Origin of the sequence: Mesorhizobium sp. M1396 (assembly GCF_040317725.1) — a bacterium.
In the GTDB taxonomy this organism is placed as follows: Bacteria; Pseudomonadota; Alphaproteobacteria; order Rhizobiales; family Rhizobiaceae; genus Mesorhizobium.
Genome location: NZ_JAMYLA010000041.1, coordinates 1 through 19,281, shown reverse-complemented (window position 1 = coordinate 19,281; position 19,281 = coordinate 1). Strand labels below are relative to the sequence as shown.

Below are 19,281 nucleotides of genomic sequence, written 5' to 3'. Positions count from 1 at the left end.
TTCGGGGCTGTCGGATTTCCGTCGTGAAGATCGTCCTAGGATGGATCGGATGACGATCGATGCATGAAAGGTGAGGAGACCGAAAATGCCAAAAGCCCCGATGCCCTTCTTCTGGTACGAGTTGATGACCACCGATCTCGACGCCGCCGAAGCGTTCTACCCCAAAGTGGTCGGCTGGACGGCGAAGCCTTTCGACGTGGCGCCCGGCAGGCCGCGCTATATCGTCATGAATGTTGGCGAACGTGGCGTCGCCGGCCTGATGACCCTGCCCGAGGATGCCGCCAAGATGGGCATGCCGCCCGCCTGGCTGGGCTACATCCATACAAAAGATGTCGATGCCTCGACGGCATCGCTGGAAAAAGCCGGCGGCACCGTTCACCGCCAGCCCGACGACATTCCGGGCGTCGGACGCTTTGCCGTCGTCGCCGATCCGCAGGGCGCGACATTCATGTTCCTGCAGCCGAACGGCCCCGACCAGCCTGTCGTGCCGGCCAGCACGCCAGGCCATATCGGCTGGCACGAGCTTTACACCAGCGACTGGAAGGCCGCGTTCGATTTCTATTCCGACCAGTTCGGCTGGGTCGATGCCGGTGATTTCGATATGGGCCCGATGGGCACCTACCAGACCTTCACCGCCGGCCCCGAATCTGGTGGCGGCATCATGAACAAGCCGGAGCAGATTCCGGTCCCGGTCTGGCAATTCTATTTCAATGTTCCGGCCATCGACGCGGCGGCCAAACGCGTGACCGACAATGGCGGCAAGATCCTGATGGGGCCGATGGAGGTCCCCGGCGGCAGCTGGGTCGTCCAGTGCCAGGACCCGCAAGGCGCGCATTTCGCATTGATGGCGCCGGTACGTTGACGGCGATAAATAGCATGGGAACAAAGCGCCGGCCCTTCATCGCACCATCAATGAAGGGCCGTATTCCTTAGCCTGGCGCTAGCCTATTCCGGCGCCAGCACCGCGACCTTCAAGTCAGCCTCTTTCGCGCCGCTGAACTGGACGGTGGCCGGGCCGGACGCAAGCTTGAAGCGCACGCTCTTGCGGATGCCGGGGCAGGTTTTCACGCCGCTATAGCCCGCCGACTTGATGGCGTGGCCGTCCTGAATGACATCGATCCAGGCCTCACCCGAGAGACTTATCTGTATAGCACCCTCGGGTGGCACCTCCACGCTGGTAACAGCGCCGAACGTGCCTGCCACAGGAGCACGTTCGGGCGGTATCGCGAAGCCGGCTTTCTCGACCGGCACCAGCGCCAGGTCCGCGGCCGCACCGACCGCCAGCGTCGTTTCCGACGAAGTTGAAGGCGCTGCGGCAAACAGGGCCTGTTCCCGCGTCACCGACCATTTGAAGGCCTCGCAGCCTGCCTCCTCGGCCAAGGCGAAGCTGGTGCCCGCAAGGAATGCGAATAGGCTGATGACGACTTTTTTCATGGCAAAGGGAACCCACCCGGTTGGAGTATCCACACACCAATACAACCATAGCGGCAAGAATGCAACCCTAGCGTGAATGCTATGAAAGGGCTGGGGAACATTTCCAATCACCGGTTGTTGATGGCAGGTCATGTGAAGTGAATGGTCCATTGCCGGGCGGTAATCTATGCCCGGTCCGGGAGGGTAAAAGGGAGTTTTGGATGAAGCTTTTCGATGGCCTTGCCAGATATCAGCCGCAGGCACTCGGTGTTTTGCGCATCGTCACGGCCCTGCAGTTCATCGAGCATGGCTCGCAGAAGCTGTTCAATTTCCCGATCGGCGAGCATGCCGGCGCCTTGACTGGACTGACGCTCACAGCCGGCATCCTCGAATTCGCCGGCGGCATCCTGCTGGCGCTGGGGCTGTTCACCCGCCCGGTCGCGTTCCTTCTGGCGGGCGAAATGGCGATCGCCTATTTCATGGCGCACATGCCGCGCGACTTCTTCCCCGTCAACAACGGCGGCGATTCGGCGATCTCGTTCTGCTTCATCTTCCTTTATCTGGTGTTCGCCGGCGCCGGCGCCTTCGCGCTGGACAATCGCCGCAACGCCTGACCCTTGCGATACCCGCCTGATTTCAGGCGCGCATCCGCTCGAAATTGGCGTCGAACAGCGCTGCCGGCTGCATGCGCGCCGCATGGCGTTTACCCAACAACTCGATCTCGAACCCGTCGCTCTCATCGGCGATCTCTTTTGGCACATAGCCGACGGCAACGGATTTTTTCGAGTGATGCGCGTAGCCGCCCGAGGTGACCCAGCCGCGCACGGCGCCGCCGAACCAGATCGGCTCGTCGCCGATGACGTCGGCGTCGTCGGCGTCGACGATGAAGGCACGCAGGCGCAATTTGCCGCCCTGCTTGCGCTCGGCGAGTGCCGCGGCCTTGCCGACGAAGTCGGCGTCCTTGCCATAGGCGACGAAACGGTCGAGCCCGGCCTCGAGCGGCCCGTAGATCGGCCGGTACTCGCGTCCCCACGAGCCGTAATTCTTCTCCAGCCGCAGCGCGTTGAGCGCGCGCGAGCCGAACAGGCCAATGCCGAATTCCTCGCCGGCCGCCATCAACGTCTGATAGGCGGCGCGCTGGTATTCCGGCGCTACCCAGACCTCGTAGCCGAGATCGCCGGTGTAGCTGACGCGGCCGACCAGGCATGGCGCCATGCCGATATCCATCCTGCCTATGGCCATGAACGGAACCGCCGCATTGGACACGTCGGAGCGTGTGGCCTTGGCCAGCACATCCCGCGCCCTCGGGCCGGCGATCGACACGCCGGTGAGCTTCTGGCCAAGCGCATCGATGCGAACCGAGCCGTCATCAGGCAGGTGCTTCTCGAACCAGCGCATGTGATATTGCTCGGCGATGCCGGAGCCGGCGAGGAACCAGCCTTCGCTGCCAAGATTGGCCAGCGTGAAATCGCCGATCAGTCTGCCGTCTTCCTTCAGCATCGGCGCCAGCGTCATGCGGCCGGGCTTCGGCAGTTTGCAGGCAAGCATCCGGTCGAGCCATGCGGCCGCGCCCTCGCCCGTCACCTCGTATTTGGCGAAGCTCGAAATCTCGGACAGGCCCACACCGTCGCGGACGGTCGCGACCTCCTTGGCCACCTGCGTGAAGTCGCTCGAGCGGCGCCACGAGAACTCGTCCTTGACGCCCTCCGGCGCGTACCAGAGCGGCATCTCCAGCCCATAGGCAACGCCCCATTGCGCACCCCTGGCAGACAGCAAATCATAGACCGGTGTCGTCTTCAGCGGCCGCCCGGCGGGCAGTTCCTCATTGGGAAAGCGGATCGAAAATCGCCTGGAATAATTCTCGCGCACCTTGGCGTTGGTGTAGGCCATCGTCGCCCAGTCGCCATAGCGCGCGACGTCCATCGCCCAGATGTCGGCGCCGGGATCGCCCTCGATCATCCAGTTGGACAGTGCCAGCCCGACGCCGCCGCCCTGTGAAAAACCAGCCATGACGCCGCAGGCGACCCAGAAGCCCGGCAGCCCGCGCACCGGCCCGACCAGCGGGTTGCCGTCCGGCGCGAAGGTGAAGGGTCCGTTGATGATCTGCTTGATGCCGGTGTTCTGGAAGGCCGGGAAATGCCGGAACCCGACCTCCAGCGACGGCGCGATGCGGTCGATGTCCGGCGCCAGCAATTCATGGCCGAAATTCCACGGCGTCTGGAACTCGGACCACGGCTTGTTGGCCTTCTCATAGGTGCCCATCAGCATGCCGCCACGCTCCTGGCGCAGATAGAGCTCGCCATCGAAGTCGACCGCGTGGATGATCTCGGTGCCGGTCTTGGCGTTCCAGGCGGCGACTTCCGGCATGTCCTCGGTGATCAGGTACATGTGCTCCATCGCCAGCACCGGAAGCTCCAGGCCAACCATGCGGCCGACCTCGCGCGCCCACAGGCCGCCGGCGTTGACGACATGCTCGGCCACCACGTCGCCCTTGTTGGTGATGACGCGCCACATCCCGTCGGGACGCCGCACGATGTCCTCGACCTTGGTGAAGCGCTCGACCTCGGCGCCGAGTTTGCGCGCCGCCTTGGCATAGGCATGGGTGACGCCGGAGGGATCGAGATGGCCGTCCTCCTTGTTCCTGACGGCGCCGACGAACTGCTTGGGGTCGAGCAGCGGCATCAGCTCGGCCGCCTCTTTGGGGGAGATTTCCGCAAGCTCGATGCCGAGATAGCGGCCCTTGGCGACGACGCCGCGCAGCCAGTCGAGCCGCGCCTCGGTCGCCGCCAAAAGCACGCCACCGGTCAGATGCACGCCGGTCGCCTGGCCGGAAAGCTCCTCGATCTCCTTGTAGAGGTTGATGGTGTATTTCTGCAGCTTGGCGACATTGGGGTCGCCATTGATGGTGTGCATGCCGCCGGCCGCATGCCAGGTCGAGCCGGATGTCAGCTCGTCTCGCTCCAGCAGCACCACGTCGGTCCAGCCGTGGCGAGCGAGATGGAACAGCACGGAGCACCCGACGACGCCACCGCCAATGACCACGACCTTTGCATGCGATTTCATGGATTTTTCTCTGATATCAGTGAGTTGGATGGGTGACTGGATTCGAGCTGGGAAGCGTCACGGCTCGCCCTGCCCGATCGATTCCTTGCGCCTGGCCATGTAAGCCTCCAGCGCCTCGCGCACGGCGATATCCATCACCGGCTCGACATAGTCTTCCAATGCCTTCTTCCACAGCCGCGTCGCGCGTGCCGTGGCGTCGAGGCCACCGGCCTCTTGCCAGGCCTCGTAGTTCTGCCAGTTGGACAGCATCGGCTGGTAGAAGGCGGTGGCGTAGCGCTCCAGCGTGTGCGGCTCGCCGAAGAAATGACCGCCGGTCGGCACCGCGCCCAAAGCCTCGACGGCAAGCTCGGCCTCGTTGACCTCGATGGGACGCAGGAATTCCATCATGTGCTGGATCATCTCGACATCGATGATGAGCTTCTCGAACGACGCCGTCAGCCCGCCCTCCTGCCAGCCGGCGGCATGATAGACGAGATTGCCATGGCCGAGCACCGCGCCCCACAGTGCCATCAACGTCTCATAGGCGCCTTGCGCGTCGGCGGCGTTGGAGGCCGAGCCCGGCGTCGTGCGGTACGGCAACCCGTAACGCCGCGCCAGCTGTCCCGACGCGATGTTGGCCTTGGTGTTCTCCGGCGTGCCGAAGGCCGGCGCGCCCGACTTCATATCGACATTGGAGGTGAAGGCGCCGTACATGACAGGCGCGCCCGGACGCACCAGCTGAGTCAGCACCACACCGAACAGCGCCTCGGCGTTCTGCTGCGCCAGCGCGCCGGCCAGCGTCACCGGGCTCATCGCCCCCATCAGCGTGAACGGCGTCACCGCCACCGACTGGCCGAACTCGGCCATGGTCATCAGCCCCTCGGCCATCATCTCGTCGAAGCGGCGCGGCGAGTTGACCGAGATTATGGTGGTGACGCCGGGGTCGTCGCGCATCTGGTCGAGGCTCAAGCCACGGGCGATCGCCATCATCTCGATGCCGTCGAGCGCCCTGCCCCGGCCGATCGCCGAGACATGGAAACTCTTGTCGGTCAGCGTCAGATTGGTGAAATAGGTGTCGAGATGGCGGGAGTTGGCCGGCAGCTCGACCGGCGCGCAGACCTGATTGCCGAGCATGTGGATGCAGTTGAAATGCTGCGCCAGCCGGGTCAGATCCGAATAGTCGCGCAGATTGCCGGCGCGGCGGCCGCGCTCCATGTCGTGCACATTGGGCGGCCCGGCAACGAGGGTGAAATTGATGGTGTTGCCGCCGAGATGAACGGCGTTGGCCGGATTGCGCGGCGTCAACACATAGCTGGATTGCGTGGTCTTCAACGCCTCTGCGACCAACCCCCTATCGATGCGGACATTCGCTGAGGCATGATCGACCTTGGCGCCGGCCTTCTCGAACAGCGACAGTGCGCGCGGGCTCATCACCTCGATGCCGAAATTCTCCAATATGTGCATCGACGCCTGGTGGATCTGCTCGATCTGGTCGGGCGACAGCATGGCCATTGGCGGATAGGGATTTGTCACCCGCCTGAGCGGCAGTTGCGGAATGGCCGACGGCCCCCTGTTGCTGGTGCGCTCGGCGCCGCGTTTGCGTCTCGGTTCGTTCATGCCTGGCATCAAAGCCCCGGCAAACGAGGCAAGCTGTCAGAAATGCGCCGTTTGCGGGCGTGATTTTAGCCACGGCGGCATTTCTGCGGCATCAATTTAGAAAAAGCGACGAAACACGTCGATTTACAGGTACTGGATTTTTTTCAAGGGGGTGTGCGACGAGGCGTTAACGAACGCTGCAAGATTCCCTTTATGATTTCAGCCTATTGCTCTGCCAATGCGTAGTTCGAGTTTTAGTAAAATTGGTGCCGTTTGCGTGCTGTTGGCACTTTCTGCCTGCGCGACACCGCCCAACCACATCAACAACGTCTGTGCCGTCTTCGACCAGAATGACGGTTGGTTCGACAACTGGCAGTCGGCCGCCGAGCGCGCGCAACAGAAATACGGCGTGCCGGTTCCCGTGCTCATGGCGACGGTGCGCAAGGAATCCGGCTTCAAGAGCAACGCAAGGCCGCCACGCACCAAGCTCCTCGGCTTCATTCCGTGGAAGCATGTCTCATCGGCCACCGGCTTCTCACAGGCGCTGGACGGCACTTGGTCGCAATATCAGAGCGAGACCGGCAACTGGGCGGCGCGGCGCACGAAGTTCGCCGATGCGGTCGATTTCGTCGGCTGGTATCACTCCAAGACCGCTGACACCTATGGCGTCGCTCGCAACGACACCTACAATCTCTATCTCGCCTACTATCTCGGCTGGACCGCCTATGGCCGCGGCAACCGGGGCGATGCCGGCGTCCAAGGCTATGCGAGGGCGACCGAGAAGATGGCCCGCGACTATGCGCAGCAGTTGAGCCAGTGCGGCACCTAAAAGGGCTGCCGCGACAGCGGCAGCGCCTTGATCAGCTCGGCTTCGGCTTCTTGCCACGCGGACGCTTCGGCGGCGGGCCGGCAAAGCCCGGGCCATCGCCATGCGGCGAGTCCTCGGGCACGCCTTCATGCGCGGCATGTTCCTTGTCGAACTTGATCACCGGTTCCATCTTGGCCAGCACATCGTCGGAGAGCCAGCACAGGCTCATATGGCCGTCGCCGAGATGCTTGACCAGCGGCACCTTGGTCTCGCACAGATTGTCCGGCACCAGCTTCTTGTAGCCGCAGCGCGTCTGGAACGGACAGCCCGACGGCGGGTTCATCGCCGACGGGATATCGCCTTCCAGCACTATGTGGCGCTTGACCACGCTGGTGTCGGCGATCGGGATCGCCGACAGCAGTGCCTCGGTATAGGGGTGATAGGGCGGCGCGAATATCTGGTCGGTCGTACCCTGCTCGACAATATAGCCGAGATACATGACGACGACGCGGTCGGCGATGTAGCGCACGACGGACAGGTCGTGGCTGATGAACAGCATCGTCGTCTTGTTCTTGCGCTGGATGTCCATCAAAAGTTCGGTCACAGCTGCCTGCACGGACACGTCCAGTGCCGAGACCGGCTCGTCGGCCACCACCACCTTGGCGTCGCCGGCAAAGGCCCGCGCCACGCCGATGCGCTGCTTCTGGCCGCCGGATAGCTGGCGCGGCTTGCGGGTCTCGAAGGCCCGCGGCAGCTTCACCAGATCGAGCAGTTCCAGCATGCGCTTGCGGCGGTCGGCAACCGTCTTGCCGACATTGAACTTCTCCAGCGTGCGGATGATCTGCGAGCCAACCGAATGGCTGGGATTGAGCGTGTCGAACGGGTTCTGGAACACCATCTGGATCGACGATACAGTCTCGACGCTACGGCTCTCGATGCCGGTCGACTGGATTTCCTTGTTGCCCAGCGTCACCGTGCCGGCACTTGCCGTCTCCAGCCCGAGCAGCACCTTGGCCAGCGTCGACTTTCCGCAGCCGGATTCGCCGACTATGGCGACCGTCTCGGATTCACGCGCCATGAACGAGATCGTCTCGTTGGCCTTGACGACGCGGCCCTCGCTCGAGCCGAACACCTCGCTGCCGCCGACTCTGTAGTATTTTCTCAGATCCTCGATCTTGAGCACCGGCGCGCCGGGCACGACGCGCTCATTGACCTTCTTGGCGCCGGGCGGCAGCGCCTCCCAGTCGATCTCATTGAAGCGCACGCAGCGCGAAAAATGGCCTTCATGTCCCGCGACCTCGATCATCGGGATTTCGGCGGCGTTGCAGACGCCCTCGACGAAATGGTGGCAGCGCGGGCCGAAATTGCAGCCCTTGGGCCGCTCGTGCGGCAGCGGCAATTGCCCGGGAATCGAAATCAACGGCCGTGAGTTCTTGTCGGCGCCGGGCAGCGGGATCGAGCGGAACAGCCCTTGCGTGTAGGGATGGCGCATCCGGTCGAAGACATCCTTGATCTTGCCGGTCTCGACCGCCTCGCCAGAATACATCACCGTGATGCGGTCGCAGGTCTCCAGGATCAGGCCGAGATTGTGCGAGACGAAGATCATCGACGTGCCGAACTTCTCGCCGAGCCCCTTGACCAAGTCGACGATGCCCGCTTCCACCGTCACGTCGAGCGCCGTCGTCGGCTCGTCGAGCAACAGCAGCGCCGGCTTCGACAGCAACGCCATGGCGATGACGATACGCTGTTGCTGGCCGCCGGAGAGCTGGTGCGGATAGGAGCGCATCATGCGCTCGGGATCGGGCAGCTTGACCGAGCGTACCATTTCGAGCGCGCGTTTATACGCCTCTTCCTTCGACACCTTGTCGTGGATCAGCGGCACTTCCATCAACTGCTGTCCGACCTTCATCGCCGGGTTGAGGCTGGCCATCGGCTCTTGGTAGATCATCGCGATCTTGTTGCCGCGGATGGCGCGCAACTCCTCATCGGAGAGCTCGCCCATGTCCTTGCCCTGGAACTTGATCTTGCCGCCGACGATCTTCCCGATGTTGGAGAGGTCGCGCATGATGCCGAGCGACACGGTCGACTTGCCGCAGCCGGATTCGCCGACGATGCCCATCGCCTCGCCCGGCATGACAGTGCAGGAAAAATCCATGACGGCCGGTATCTCGCCCTTGCGGGTGAAGAAGGAGATCGACAGGTTCTCGATCTCGATGATCGGCCCATTGGTCGGCCCAGGGGTCGGCTTGGCGGGATTTCGAACTGCCTCGTTCATGGGTCGCTCCAATCCTGGTTCTTTCAGGCCTAATTCTCTTAGGCGCATCGGGTCGAAACCCGCAGATCAGTCTTTCATCGATTGTTCGCGCAACGAGTCGGCGAGCAGGTTCAAGCCCAGCACGAACGACATCAGCGCGATCGTTGGTGGCAGCGCCGGGTGGATGAAGGAGCGCAGCAACCGGCTGGCGTCCTTGATCGCGGTGCCCCAGTCCGGGCTTTCCGGCGCCAGGCCGAGGCCGAAATACCCCAACGTGCCGAGCAGGATCGTGGTGTAGCCGATGCGCAGGCAAGCATCGACGATCAGCGGCCCGCGCGCATTGGGCAGGATCTCCCACAGCATGATGTACCAGGGCGATTCACCGCGCGTCTGCGCCGCCGCCACATAGTCGCGTGTCTTGATGTCCATCACAAGGCCGCGCACGATGCGGAACACGCCGGGGCTGGAGGCGAACACCACCGCCACGAAGATGTTGAGCTGGTTGGGATCGATGTGAACGATCCTCAGCGGGTCCTTGTCGAACACAAGGCCGAGATAGATCCAGCCGCCGACGATCAGGGTGATGCCGAGCAGGATGTAGAGCCGGTCGGGCCGGTTCTTGTAGCGCGTCCAGAACAGCACGCTGAAGAAGATGATCGGGAACAGGAAGAACACGCCGGCCATCGCATAGGGGATCGGCGTATCCATGATGCCCGGCGTCACCAGCAGGTAGAACAGCAGGATGACCGGGAAGGCGAGCACCAAATTGGCCAGGAACGACAGCACCGTGTCGATCTTGCCGCCGTAATAGCCCGCGGGCAGGCCGAGCGTGATGCCGACCATCAGCGCGAAGCCGGTTGCGGCAGGCGCGATGATCAGCACGATCTGGCTGCCATGGACCATGCGCGAGAACACGTCGCGCGCCAGCTTGTCGCCGCCGAACAGATAGGTCAGCCCCGATTGCGGTTCGATGGCGCCCGGCAGCACGTCCTTCATGATGGGGACCTGGGCCAGCGGATCGAACGGCGAGATGGTCGCGGCGAAGATCGCCGTGAACAGCCAGAACAGACAGATGCCGACGCCGACGACGCCGACACCGCTGTCGAACAACTGGCCATAGAGCGCCAGCTTCTTCTTGTAGGCGAAGCTCGCGCCCATGACGATGACGAGCGCGATCCAGACCGGCCAGAAGCGCGACAGCACTTCGAGAACGACGGTGAAGCCACTGATATATTGAACCGGCATCCGCTTGGCTCCCTACTGAACTCTGATACGCGGATTGAGAAACGCGTAGCCGACATCGGAAATGAGCTGCGTGATCAAGACGATGAACACCGAAACCAGCGAGCAGCCTAGCAAAAGGTCGATGTCGTTGTTGCCGGCCGCCTCGACCAGCGTGTAGCCGAAGCCTTGGTAGCGGAACATCACCTCGACGATGACGACGCCGGTGAGCAGCCAGGGAAACTGCAGCATGATGACGGTGAACGGCGCGATCAGCGCGTTGCGCAGCGCATGTTTGACCACCACGCTGCCGAAGGAGAGACCCTTCAACCGGGCGGTGCGGATATATTGCTGCGTCATCACCTCAACCATCGAAGCGCGCGTCATGCGGGCGATGTAGCCGATGCCGTAGATCGCCAGCGTCATCACCGGCAAGGTGAAATTGTAGAAGGTGATGCCTTGGCTCGCCGATGCCGCCGAACCGTTCAGCCAGCCAAGCCATGAGGCGAAGATGACGGTAAAGATGACGCCGGACACATATTCAGGCGTCGCGGTCGAAGCGATCGAGGCCACCGAAAGCACGCGGTCGGTTCGCGAACCCTCGCGCATGCCGGCCAGAATGCCGATCAGCAGCGAGATCGGCACCATCACCGCCAGCACCCAGAACATCAGGATGCCGGTGGCGCCGAGCGCCGGGAACAGTTTCGAGGCGACGGTTGCCTTGAACTTGGTCGAGCAGCCGAAATCGCCCTCGAAAACGCCGGCGAAGGTCGGCACGAGCGGATCGTTGCAGAAGGAGAAACGCTGCGCGGGCTTGCCGGTCGCCGGGTCGCTCACAGGCTGCTTGGGCACGACGCCCAGCCACTGACCATAACGCACGAAGAAGTTCTGCCGGTAGCCATGGTTGACCAGCCAATTCTCGAGCTGCTCGGCCGATGTATGCATTTCGGTCTGGCTGATCGCCAGCTTCTTCAGATTGGGTTCGAGGTTGATCAGGAAGAAGACAACCATGGTCAGGCACAGCATCGTCAATGCCATGGTGCCAAGACGCCTGATAACGAAAGAAAGCATGGCTGCCCCCTGCCGATGGGTTGGGGTTTGAGCCCGCTATGAAAGCCAACCCTGCCGTGACCGGCGGGGCTGACTGTCAAACAGGCCTTCGGATGCGATCAACCTTGTTTTTGTTGCACGACCTTGCCCCGGAGTCCCGCAACTTTTTTGAGAAGCGCGGACCCACAGGGGCAGACGATGCAAAGAGCGAGGGAAAGGGGCGACGCCCCTTCCCCTTGTCGGCGCGATCAAGCCTGTTCGAGCCAGACCTTGCCGTAGTCGCGCTCGAAGGTCGGGTGCATCTTGTAGTTCTGCACCGCCTTGACCGAGTGGCTGTAGAGCTTGCGCCAGTACGGCTGGATGATGATGCCTGAATCTTGCAGGATCTGCTCGATGTCCTTCATCATCTCCTTGCGCTTCGCGGCGTCGGCAACGGCGAGCGCCGCATTGAGCTTGGCATCCCAATCGGGATTCGAATAGCCCGTCTCGTTCCAGGCTTCGCCCGTGCGATAGCCGATCGCAAGCACCTGGACGCCAAGCGGCCGCATGTTCCAGTTGGTCATGGACAGCGGATACTTGGTCCAATCGTTCCAGAACGTCGAGCCCGGCAGCACGGTGCGCTTCACCTTGAGACCGGCGTCGCGCATCTGGGCGGCGATCGCATCGCCGGTGTTCTTGTGCCAGTCCTCGTCGACGGTGATCAGCTCGTGTTCGAAGTCGGCCTGGCCGGCTTCCGCCATCAGCGCCTTTGCCTTGGCCGGATCGCGCGCGACCTTCGCAAGCTCATAATATTCCGGATGGATCTGGCAGACATGGTGGTTTTCGGCGACCGTGCCGGCATTGCCATAGCCAAGCTGAAGAACGACATTGTTGTCGACCGCGAGTTGCAGCGCGTTGCGCACCTTCTGGTCGCCATAAGGCTTGTTGTTGACGTTGGTGCGGCAGACGATGGTCGACGCCGTGACGATTTCCGACTTCACCAGGTCCATGCCGTCGAGGATCGACACGTAGTCGGCCGAGGTCTCGAAATTGGTGTGCACCTCGCCGGCTTCGAAAGCACTGACCATGGCGGCCGGATCGGTGCCGTAGTCGATGAATTCCAGGCCATCGAGGAACACTTCGCCGTCCCACCACTTGTCGTCGGTGCGGCGCTTGTAGACCACTTTCTGGCCGACATCGTAGGAGACGAGCTCGAACGGGCCGGTGCCGATCGGGCAGGCCTTGAAGTCGCCGCCCTTCTCGTCGAAGCTCTTGTGGACGATCAGGCCGGGATAGTCGCACATGTTGGGAATGAGCGCGATGTCAGGCTTGCCGAGCTTGAGCACGACCGTATGGTCGTCAGGCATGGTCACGGCGCTTTCGTCGAGCTTGTCGTCCTTGACCAGCGAACCGAGACGGCCGGGCATCGAATTGCCTTCGGCTTTCTTGTCGGCCCAACGCTTGAGGTTGAAGACGACGTCGGCGGCGGTGAAGGCATCGCCATTCGACCAGGTGACGCCCTTGCGCACATGCAGCGTGTACTGCGTGGCATCGTCGTTGACGTCCCAGCTTTCCAGCAGATAGGGGCGGAATGTGTATTCGGGTGTGTACTTGACCAGCGGCTCGAGCGCCTGGCGCTCGGCATTGGCAATTTCCGACCAGTCGGACTTGCGCGGATCCTTCGGATCCTTGATCCACTGGGCGATCTTCAGCGTGCCGCCCTTCTTGCCTTTTACCTCTTCGGCTTTTGCCGGCGTCGGGTCGGCGAGGCCGAGCAAGCCGTAAGCCATTGCCGTCGATGCACCGAAGACGCTGGCCATGGCCAGGAATTCGCGGCGATCCACCTTGCCTGCCTTGGCGTCTTCGGCCATGGCCAGGATGTGATCCGGAACGCGATCGCCATTACTCTTGTAAATTGTCATGACTTAACTCCCATTGTTGGCTTTCCGCCATTTAACATTCCGCATCCGGGCCATGATGTCAAAGACGGCATGGATTGGGAACATGTTAGGGAATGTGCAACTTTGGAAAGGGAGCGGTTCGCGTGATAACGACAGTCTTGGCGCAAAATTGCTATTGCACGACGGATTCCTCTGAAATCTCGATAGTCGATTAAACCGAGACATTTACCGGGGGCCGGACAGCGCCACTTTCGAGCCAACGTGGGGCCAAAAGCCCAGTCGAAAGATCAGTATTCCTTTTCGTAAAAGATGCCGCCCTTGGCTTCGCCGGCATCGTTGGCCTCGCCGCGCAGCTTGACGCCGCGCCCGACATTGAGGTCGATCGTCGCCTTGCCCGAGCCCGGCTTGTCACCCTTCTGGATCGTCACATAGGTGCGGTCGTTGAGGTATTTGCCGGCCGAAACCGCCGTGCCGCCCTGCTCGTCCGTGGTGACGTCGAGATCGTCGACGCCGATGGCGCTGCGCAGGTTTTCCAGCAGTGACGTCGAGCCGCCGACCCCGGCCAGTTGCCCTGCCGCTTCGGCAAGTTGGGCGATCTGCAGCGGCGACAGGTTCGACATCGAGCGGCCGAAGATCAATTGCGCCAGCACCTCGTCCTCGGGCAGCGCCGGCACCGAGGAGAAGATGAATTTCGGATTGGTCGCCTCGCCCGACACCACTATGGTGACAGTGGCGCTGGTCGTCGTCGTTGTCGCAGTCAGGTTGAGATAGGGCACCAGCGAGCCGGAGAAGCCAACCGTGCCTTCGGTGAAGGTCAGCCGCTTGCCGAGGATCGTCAGCCGGCCGCGCTGCAAGGTGAAGGTGCCTACCGCTTGCGGCGACGAGGCCGGGCCGGTCAGCCTGAGCGAGCCGCCGAGTTCGGCATCGACGCCCCTGCCCTGGATGAATATCTGATTCGGCGCATTGACCGTGACATCGAGGGTAAGGCCAGCGCTGCCGCCCTTGCCGCTTGTCGTCGGCGGCCGCAGCGCCTTGTCCTGCGCCCGTACCGCACCTGGCGCGTTCTTGTGCTTGACGTCGAGCGCCGTCAGCGAGCCCGGCAATTTGTCCGGAACCGTGATCACCGTCTTGGCGAGGTTGACGGTGCCGGCGATCACCGGAGCCGACGTCAGCGGTCCCTTTACCGTCAGGTCGCCGCCGAGATTGGCGGTCACGACCCTTCCATCCGTATAGCGGCCGTCGACCAGCTTGATCGACAGGTCGGCCGGGAAACCCTGCGCCGGGTTGATGCCGACGGTGCCGCTGGCCGACAGGCTGCCGCGCGTCGACAGCGTCCCGGTCAGCCGGTTGATCCTGGCGATGCCGCCGGAAATCGAGATATCGGCGGCGAGATCGTTGACGGCGAGGCCTGAGCGCGCATCGACAAGGCGCGCACCAGAGGTGCTGACGCTGCCGCCGATGACAGGCGACGTCGCGGGACCGCGCACCTGAACGTTGACATTGGCGGTTCCAGACAGCGCTAGGCCCTGCGCGGCGAGCTTCTGGCTGAGCAGGCCGAAGGGCACGGCGCCATTGAAGTCGAGCACCAGCGACGGCGTGCCGGCTGTCGTCACGGTGCCGCCTCCCTTGAGGCCAAGGCCGGCGCCATCGCTGACATTGGCAGTGAAGCCGAGCTTGTTGGCGGCAAAGGTGCCGGACGAGGAAACACTCACCGCACCGACACCAGCACCTCGGGTCTGCGACGTCTGCACCCCGGCCGCGTCGATGTTGAAGGCAACGGCGGGGCTCGCCGGAGCACCCGTCACCTTGACCGTGCCCGAAATCGAACCGGCGGCGTCGAGACCGGCCGAGAAACTGTTGGCGAGCGACATCGGCACCCGCGCCAGCGTCGCGTTGATGTCGAGCGCCGCGCCGACCTTGCCCGTCACCGTCACGGTGCCGCCGCCAAGGTTGAGCACCAGCCGGTCCAGCGTCGTCGTGCCATTGGCAATGCTGACAGTCGAGGCCTGGGCGATGGCCGCCTTGATGCCCTGGACGGTCGCCTGGCCGGACGCAAGCTCGATGGTCGTCGTGCCGTTGGCCACTTTCACGCGGCCAGCGGCCCGCGCCGGAATGCCCTTGACGGTTGCGCCGCCGGAAAAGCCGGTCCAGTCACCGTCGCGCTTCAAGTCGACATCGATGCCGCTAATCACGGTGCCGCCTGAAGTGACGGTGTCGGCGCGGATCTTTCCGGAGATCACGGGTACTGCCAGATAGTTGGTGACCAGCGCATCGATAGAGACGGCTTTCGCCTGAAGGTCGCCCCGCGAAATCGATGCCGTCGCCGCCTTGATCGCGACTTGCGGTGCGGGGCCATTCTTCGAAAAAGCAATCGTGCCGCGCACGTCGCCTTCGGCCTTTTCCAGCGCCAGTGCCGCCAGCGGCCCGATATCGGGCAGGTCGAGCGCGATAGTGCCGACCGGCACGAACTTCTCGTCCAGCGCCAGATCGCCCGAAATCCTGTTCTTACCCAGCGACAGCAGCAGGCCGTTGATGGCGCTCTTGCCGTCCGCCGTCGCCAGCACCGCGCTGCCTTGCAGCGCCTGGCCGGCGACATTGCCGGTCAGTTGCACATTCGCCGCCGGATTGGCGGCATCGGCCTTGCCGGTGGCGGTCAGCTTCAGAGCGGTGATGTCGCGCGATGCCACCAGCAGCCTGTCGCTGTCGACCGTCAGCGACAAATCCGGCGCGGTGGCTGACCCCTGTGCATTCAACGCGAAGGCTACGGCGCCCTTGGCATCTTTCGACAGCAGCGAGATGTCGCTCAGCGCACCCTTGATGTCGGCGGCGAGCTTGTTGTCGGCAAGCCTGGCTTGCCCTTGCGCGGTCAGCGCGCCCGAGGCCAGCTTCAATCCATCGACATTGACATTGCCCGACGCATCGCGCTTCAGCGCAGCGCTCAGTTGCGCGCGTTCGGCAAGCACGCCGCGCACCGCCGCCGGCAGCGCCGTCGAGGCGGCATCGGCTTTCAAATTGAGATCGATGGCGCCGTCGGCCAGCGATACCCGCCCGTTGAAGCCACTGTTCAGCGCATCGCTCGTCACCGAGCCGCTGTCGATGGTGACGGCGTCCGCGGCCAGGCTGCCGGCAACCTTGGCCGTGACCTTGCCGGCGATGAGCGGCGCGATGGTCGCATTGTCGAGACCGATCTTTTCCGCCGACACCGCGCCGGAGATCGGCCCCGTGCGGGTCTTCAAGTCAAAGGCATCGGAATGCAGGGCGACCGCTACGCCTTCGACCTTGGCCAGCTTTGTGGCAACCGAAGGCAGCGTCGCCGAAATGTCCAGCCGGGGCTGCGTGCCCTGCCCCGCTGCCTTCACCGAAAGCGCCTGCAGCTCGAGCTTGATCGGGCTTTCAACGCTGCCCAGCCTCAGCGGCAGGCTCGGTCCGGACGAGGCGAGGTCGAGGGCGAAATCGCTGGCGCCGTTCGGGTTGAGGGTGCCGGCCGCCTTGCCGGAAATCTTGTCGCCGGTCAGCGTCGCATGGTCGAGAACAACACCGCCGGCCATGGTGTAGCTGCCGGCCGCGTCGACAGCGAGCGGCCCTAGCCCGGCCTGGCGGGTCTGGCTGGTTTCGACGCCAGCAAGCCGCGCGTTGAAACGGACGTCGGGGGCGGCCGCCGATCCGGTCACCTGCGCCGTGCCGTCGAGCGTGCCCACCGCATCGAGACCGGGCGAAAAATCATTGGCGAGCGCTGCCGGCAGTGCCGAAAATTGCGCCGCGAGGTCCAGCGTCTGGCCAGCGGTACCGGACAAGGTCACCGAGCCGCCCCCGACATCGAGCGCCAGTCTTTCGATGCGGGTCGTGCCGTTGGCGATGCTCAGCGTCGAGGCTTGAGCGATTGCCGCTTTGATGCCGCGAACGGTGGCTTCGCCCGAGGAGATCTCGACGCTGGTCGTGCCATCGGCGATCTTCACCCGGCCGGCAGCGGTCGCCGGAATCCCTGATATGGTGGCGCCGCCGGTGAAATTGGTCCAGTCGCCGTCGCGCTTCAGGTCGACGCCGATGGCGCCGATTTCGGTGGTTCCCGAGGTGACGCTGTCGGCCTTGATCGAACCAGCGATCGCCGGCGCCTTGAGATAGTTGGCAATCAGTGCATTGACGGTGATCGCCTTGGCCGTCACCTCGCCGCGCGCGATCGACGTGCTCTTCGCGTCGATGGCGACCGACGGCGCGTCGCCCTCCTTGGCAAAGCGGATGGTGCCGTCGATGTCGCCCGTCACCGCCTGGCCGGCAAGCGCGGCCAACTGGTCGATCGCGGGTGCCGCGAGCGTCAGCGTGCCGAGCGGCATGAATTTGTCGTCCAGCGCGAGATCGCCCGAGACCTTGTTGTCGCCCAGCGACACCAGGAAGCCATTGATCGAACGCTTGCCTTCGCTCGTCACCAGCGCCGCCCTGATGTCGAGCGGCTGGTCGTTGACGGAGCCGGTCAGCGAGACATCGGCGGCGGGGCTGGTGATGTCGGCCTTGCCGCTGGCCGTCAGCTTGATGCTCCTCACCGTGCGGCCCGAGGCCGTCAGGCTGTCGCTGTCGGCCGAGACGGTGAAATCCGGCGCCGTCATGGCGCCGCTTGCCGACAGCGCGAAATCGACGCCGCCGGCAACCGGCACGCCGACCGTCGGCGACAGCACGGAAACGTCGCCCAGTTTGCCCTTGATGTCGGCCTGGATGTCGGTGCCTTGCATGCTGGCCGTACCGGCGGCGCTGAGTGTACCGGAGGTGAATTCGATCGAGTTTGCGGCGAAGGATCCTTGCGGATCGCGCGTCGCGGTGGCCGAGAATTTCACGCGGGCACCGAGCACCGACGCAATCTGCGGCGGCAAGGCCGTCGCCACGGCATCCGCGTTCATCTTGAGCTGCATCGACAGATCGGCGAGCGCCACGGTGGCCGTCAGCGAAGCGTTGAGCGCGTCGGAGCGCAGCGTGCCCTGGTCGATGGCAATGGCATCCTTGCTGACCGATCCGGCCAGATCGACACCGACCTTGCCGGTGATCAAGGGCGCCAACGTCGCCACGTCGGTCTTGAGGCCGCCCGCCTCCAGCTTGACGGTGACCGGCCCGGCGCGGTTCTGGATGTCGAAACCGTCGGAATGGATCTGCGCCGCCAAATCGTCCAGGCGCGTACCACCGGCGACGATGGAAACGAAGGAGGCGCCGATATCGATGATCGGCGCCTTGCCGTCACCGAACGCGCGGGCGGTGGCGTTGCTGATCGCCAGCGTGATCGGCTGCGCCTTACTGCCGACGCTGATGACGACAGGCGGCCCCTTGGCGGCGAGTTCGACCGAGAGATCGCTGGCGCCGGCGGGATCGACGATGCCGGTGGCGGTGCCATGCACCGCATCGCTGTCGATGTTGGCGCGGTCGACACTGACACCGCCGGCCGATGTGGCGGTGCCCGCGACATCGAAGCTGGTCTTGCCGGCAAACAGCGGCTTCAAATTCTCCGGCAGGAAGCGGGCGAAATCGCCATCCCCCTCGGCCTCTATGTAATTTCCCTTGTCGGTCAGCTGGTGGCGACCCGTCAGCTGAGTGACGATCTTGCCGTCGACCGCGAACGTGCCGATGCCGTTCCAGTTGGCGAGCGGTCCTGTACCCGAGACGATTATGTCGACCGGCGGCGTATCGGGCAATTTAAGCAGATTGGCGATGATGCCGCCTGCCGGTTCCGAGGCCTTGAGGTCGAGATCGAGCCTGTTGTCTGCCGGCGCAAAGTGGATTTTGGCGTCGACATTGCCCTGCTTGCCATCATGGCGGGTGACGTTGAGCGTCGTCTCGAACGCCAGCGGCGCGGCGTCGGCCTTGAGCATCCCCTTGGCGGCAAGTTCGGCGATGCCGCTGCCGGCTAGGTCTTGCCCCAACGCGATCTCGGGCAGGTCGATCTGCTTGATGTCGAGCGAAACCGGCAGCGTCGTCGCGGCGCCCGCCCCCCCCCCCCGCCGCGGGGGGCCCCGCCCCCCCGCCGCGGGTAGTAGGCA

Annotated in this window: 10 protein-coding genes and 1 pseudogene; 3 read left to right on the top strand and 8 right to left on the bottom strand. The window is 63.7% G+C overall.

The window, feature by feature from the left end; translation table 11 throughout:
• The first annotated feature begins 85 nt into the window (after positions 1 to 85).
• Entirely contained in the window at positions 86 to 862 is a 777-nt protein-coding gene (locus NKH02_RS23970; RefSeq protein ID WP_352881998.1) for a VOC family protein, read from the top strand.
• A gap of 83 nt (positions 863 to 945) precedes the next feature.
• On the opposite strand, the gene NKH02_RS23965 is transcribed toward NKH02_RS23970, so the two are convergent.
• Positions 946 to 1,434, bottom strand: coding sequence for a hypothetical protein (locus NKH02_RS23965; RefSeq protein WP_352881996.1), 489 nt, complete (start codon positions 1,432 to 1,434; stop codon positions 946 to 948).
• Between the two features lie 200 nt (positions 1,435 to 1,634).
• Between NKH02_RS23965 and NKH02_RS23960 the strand changes: the two genes are divergently transcribed.
• Positions 1,635 to 2,027, top strand: coding sequence for a DoxX family protein (locus NKH02_RS23960; protein WP_352865508.1), 393 nt, complete (start codon positions 1,635 to 1,637; stop codon positions 2,025 to 2,027).
• A 22-nt stretch (positions 2,028 to 2,049) separates the two neighbouring features.
• Here NKH02_RS23960 and NKH02_RS23955 read toward each other — a convergent pair whose 3' ends face one another.
• Positions 2,050 to 4,476: a GcvT family protein gene (locus NKH02_RS23955; RefSeq protein WP_352881994.1), complete on the bottom strand. Its 2,427-nt coding sequence runs from the start codon at positions 4,474 to 4,476 to the stop codon at positions 2,050 to 2,052.
• Positions 4,477 to 4,533: 57 nt separating this feature from the next.
• On the bottom strand, positions 4,534 to 6,072 hold the full coding sequence (locus NKH02_RS23950; protein WP_352881993.1) for a trimethylamine methyltransferase family protein: 1,539 nt from the start codon (positions 6,070 to 6,072) through the stop codon (positions 4,534 to 4,536).
• Between the two features lie 217 nt (positions 6,073 to 6,289).
• Between NKH02_RS23950 and NKH02_RS23945 the strand changes: the two genes are divergently transcribed.
• Positions 6,290 to 6,880, top strand: coding sequence for a transglycosylase SLT domain-containing protein (locus tag NKH02_RS23945; RefSeq protein ID WP_352881991.1), 591 nt, complete (start codon positions 6,290 to 6,292; stop codon positions 6,878 to 6,880).
• A 31-nt stretch (positions 6,881 to 6,911) separates the two neighbouring features.
• On the opposite strand, the gene NKH02_RS23940 is transcribed toward NKH02_RS23945, so the two are convergent.
• The 5 genes and pseudogenes from NKH02_RS23940 to NKH02_RS23920 form a co-directional block, all read right to left on the bottom strand.
• Positions 6,912 to 9,134, bottom strand: a complete 2,223-nt coding sequence (locus NKH02_RS23940; RefSeq protein ID WP_352865517.1) for a dipeptide ABC transporter ATP-binding protein — start codon at positions 9,132 to 9,134, stop codon at positions 6,912 to 6,914.
• A 66-nt stretch (positions 9,135 to 9,200) separates the two neighbouring features.
• Entirely contained in the window at positions 9,201 to 10,358 is a 1,158-nt protein-coding gene (locus NKH02_RS23935) for an ABC transporter permease (RefSeq protein ID WP_352865519.1), read from the bottom strand.
• Positions 10,359 to 10,370: 12 nt separating this feature from the next.
• Positions 10,371 to 11,405 (bottom strand): ABC transporter permease, encoded by a 1,035-nt coding sequence (locus NKH02_RS23930; RefSeq protein WP_352881989.1) that lies wholly within the window; start codon positions 11,403 to 11,405, stop codon positions 10,371 to 10,373.
• A gap of 227 nt (positions 11,406 to 11,632) precedes the next feature.
• Positions 11,633 to 13,285, bottom strand: coding sequence for an ABC transporter substrate-binding protein (locus NKH02_RS23925; RefSeq protein WP_352865523.1), 1,653 nt, complete (start codon positions 13,283 to 13,285; stop codon positions 11,633 to 11,635).
• 266 nt (positions 13,286 to 13,551) lie between these two features.
• Positions 13,552 to 19,227 (bottom strand): annotated as a pseudogene (locus tag NKH02_RS23920) (translocation/assembly module TamB domain-containing protein); the annotation flags it as partial.
• Between the last annotated feature and the right edge of the window lie 54 nt (positions 19,228 to 19,281).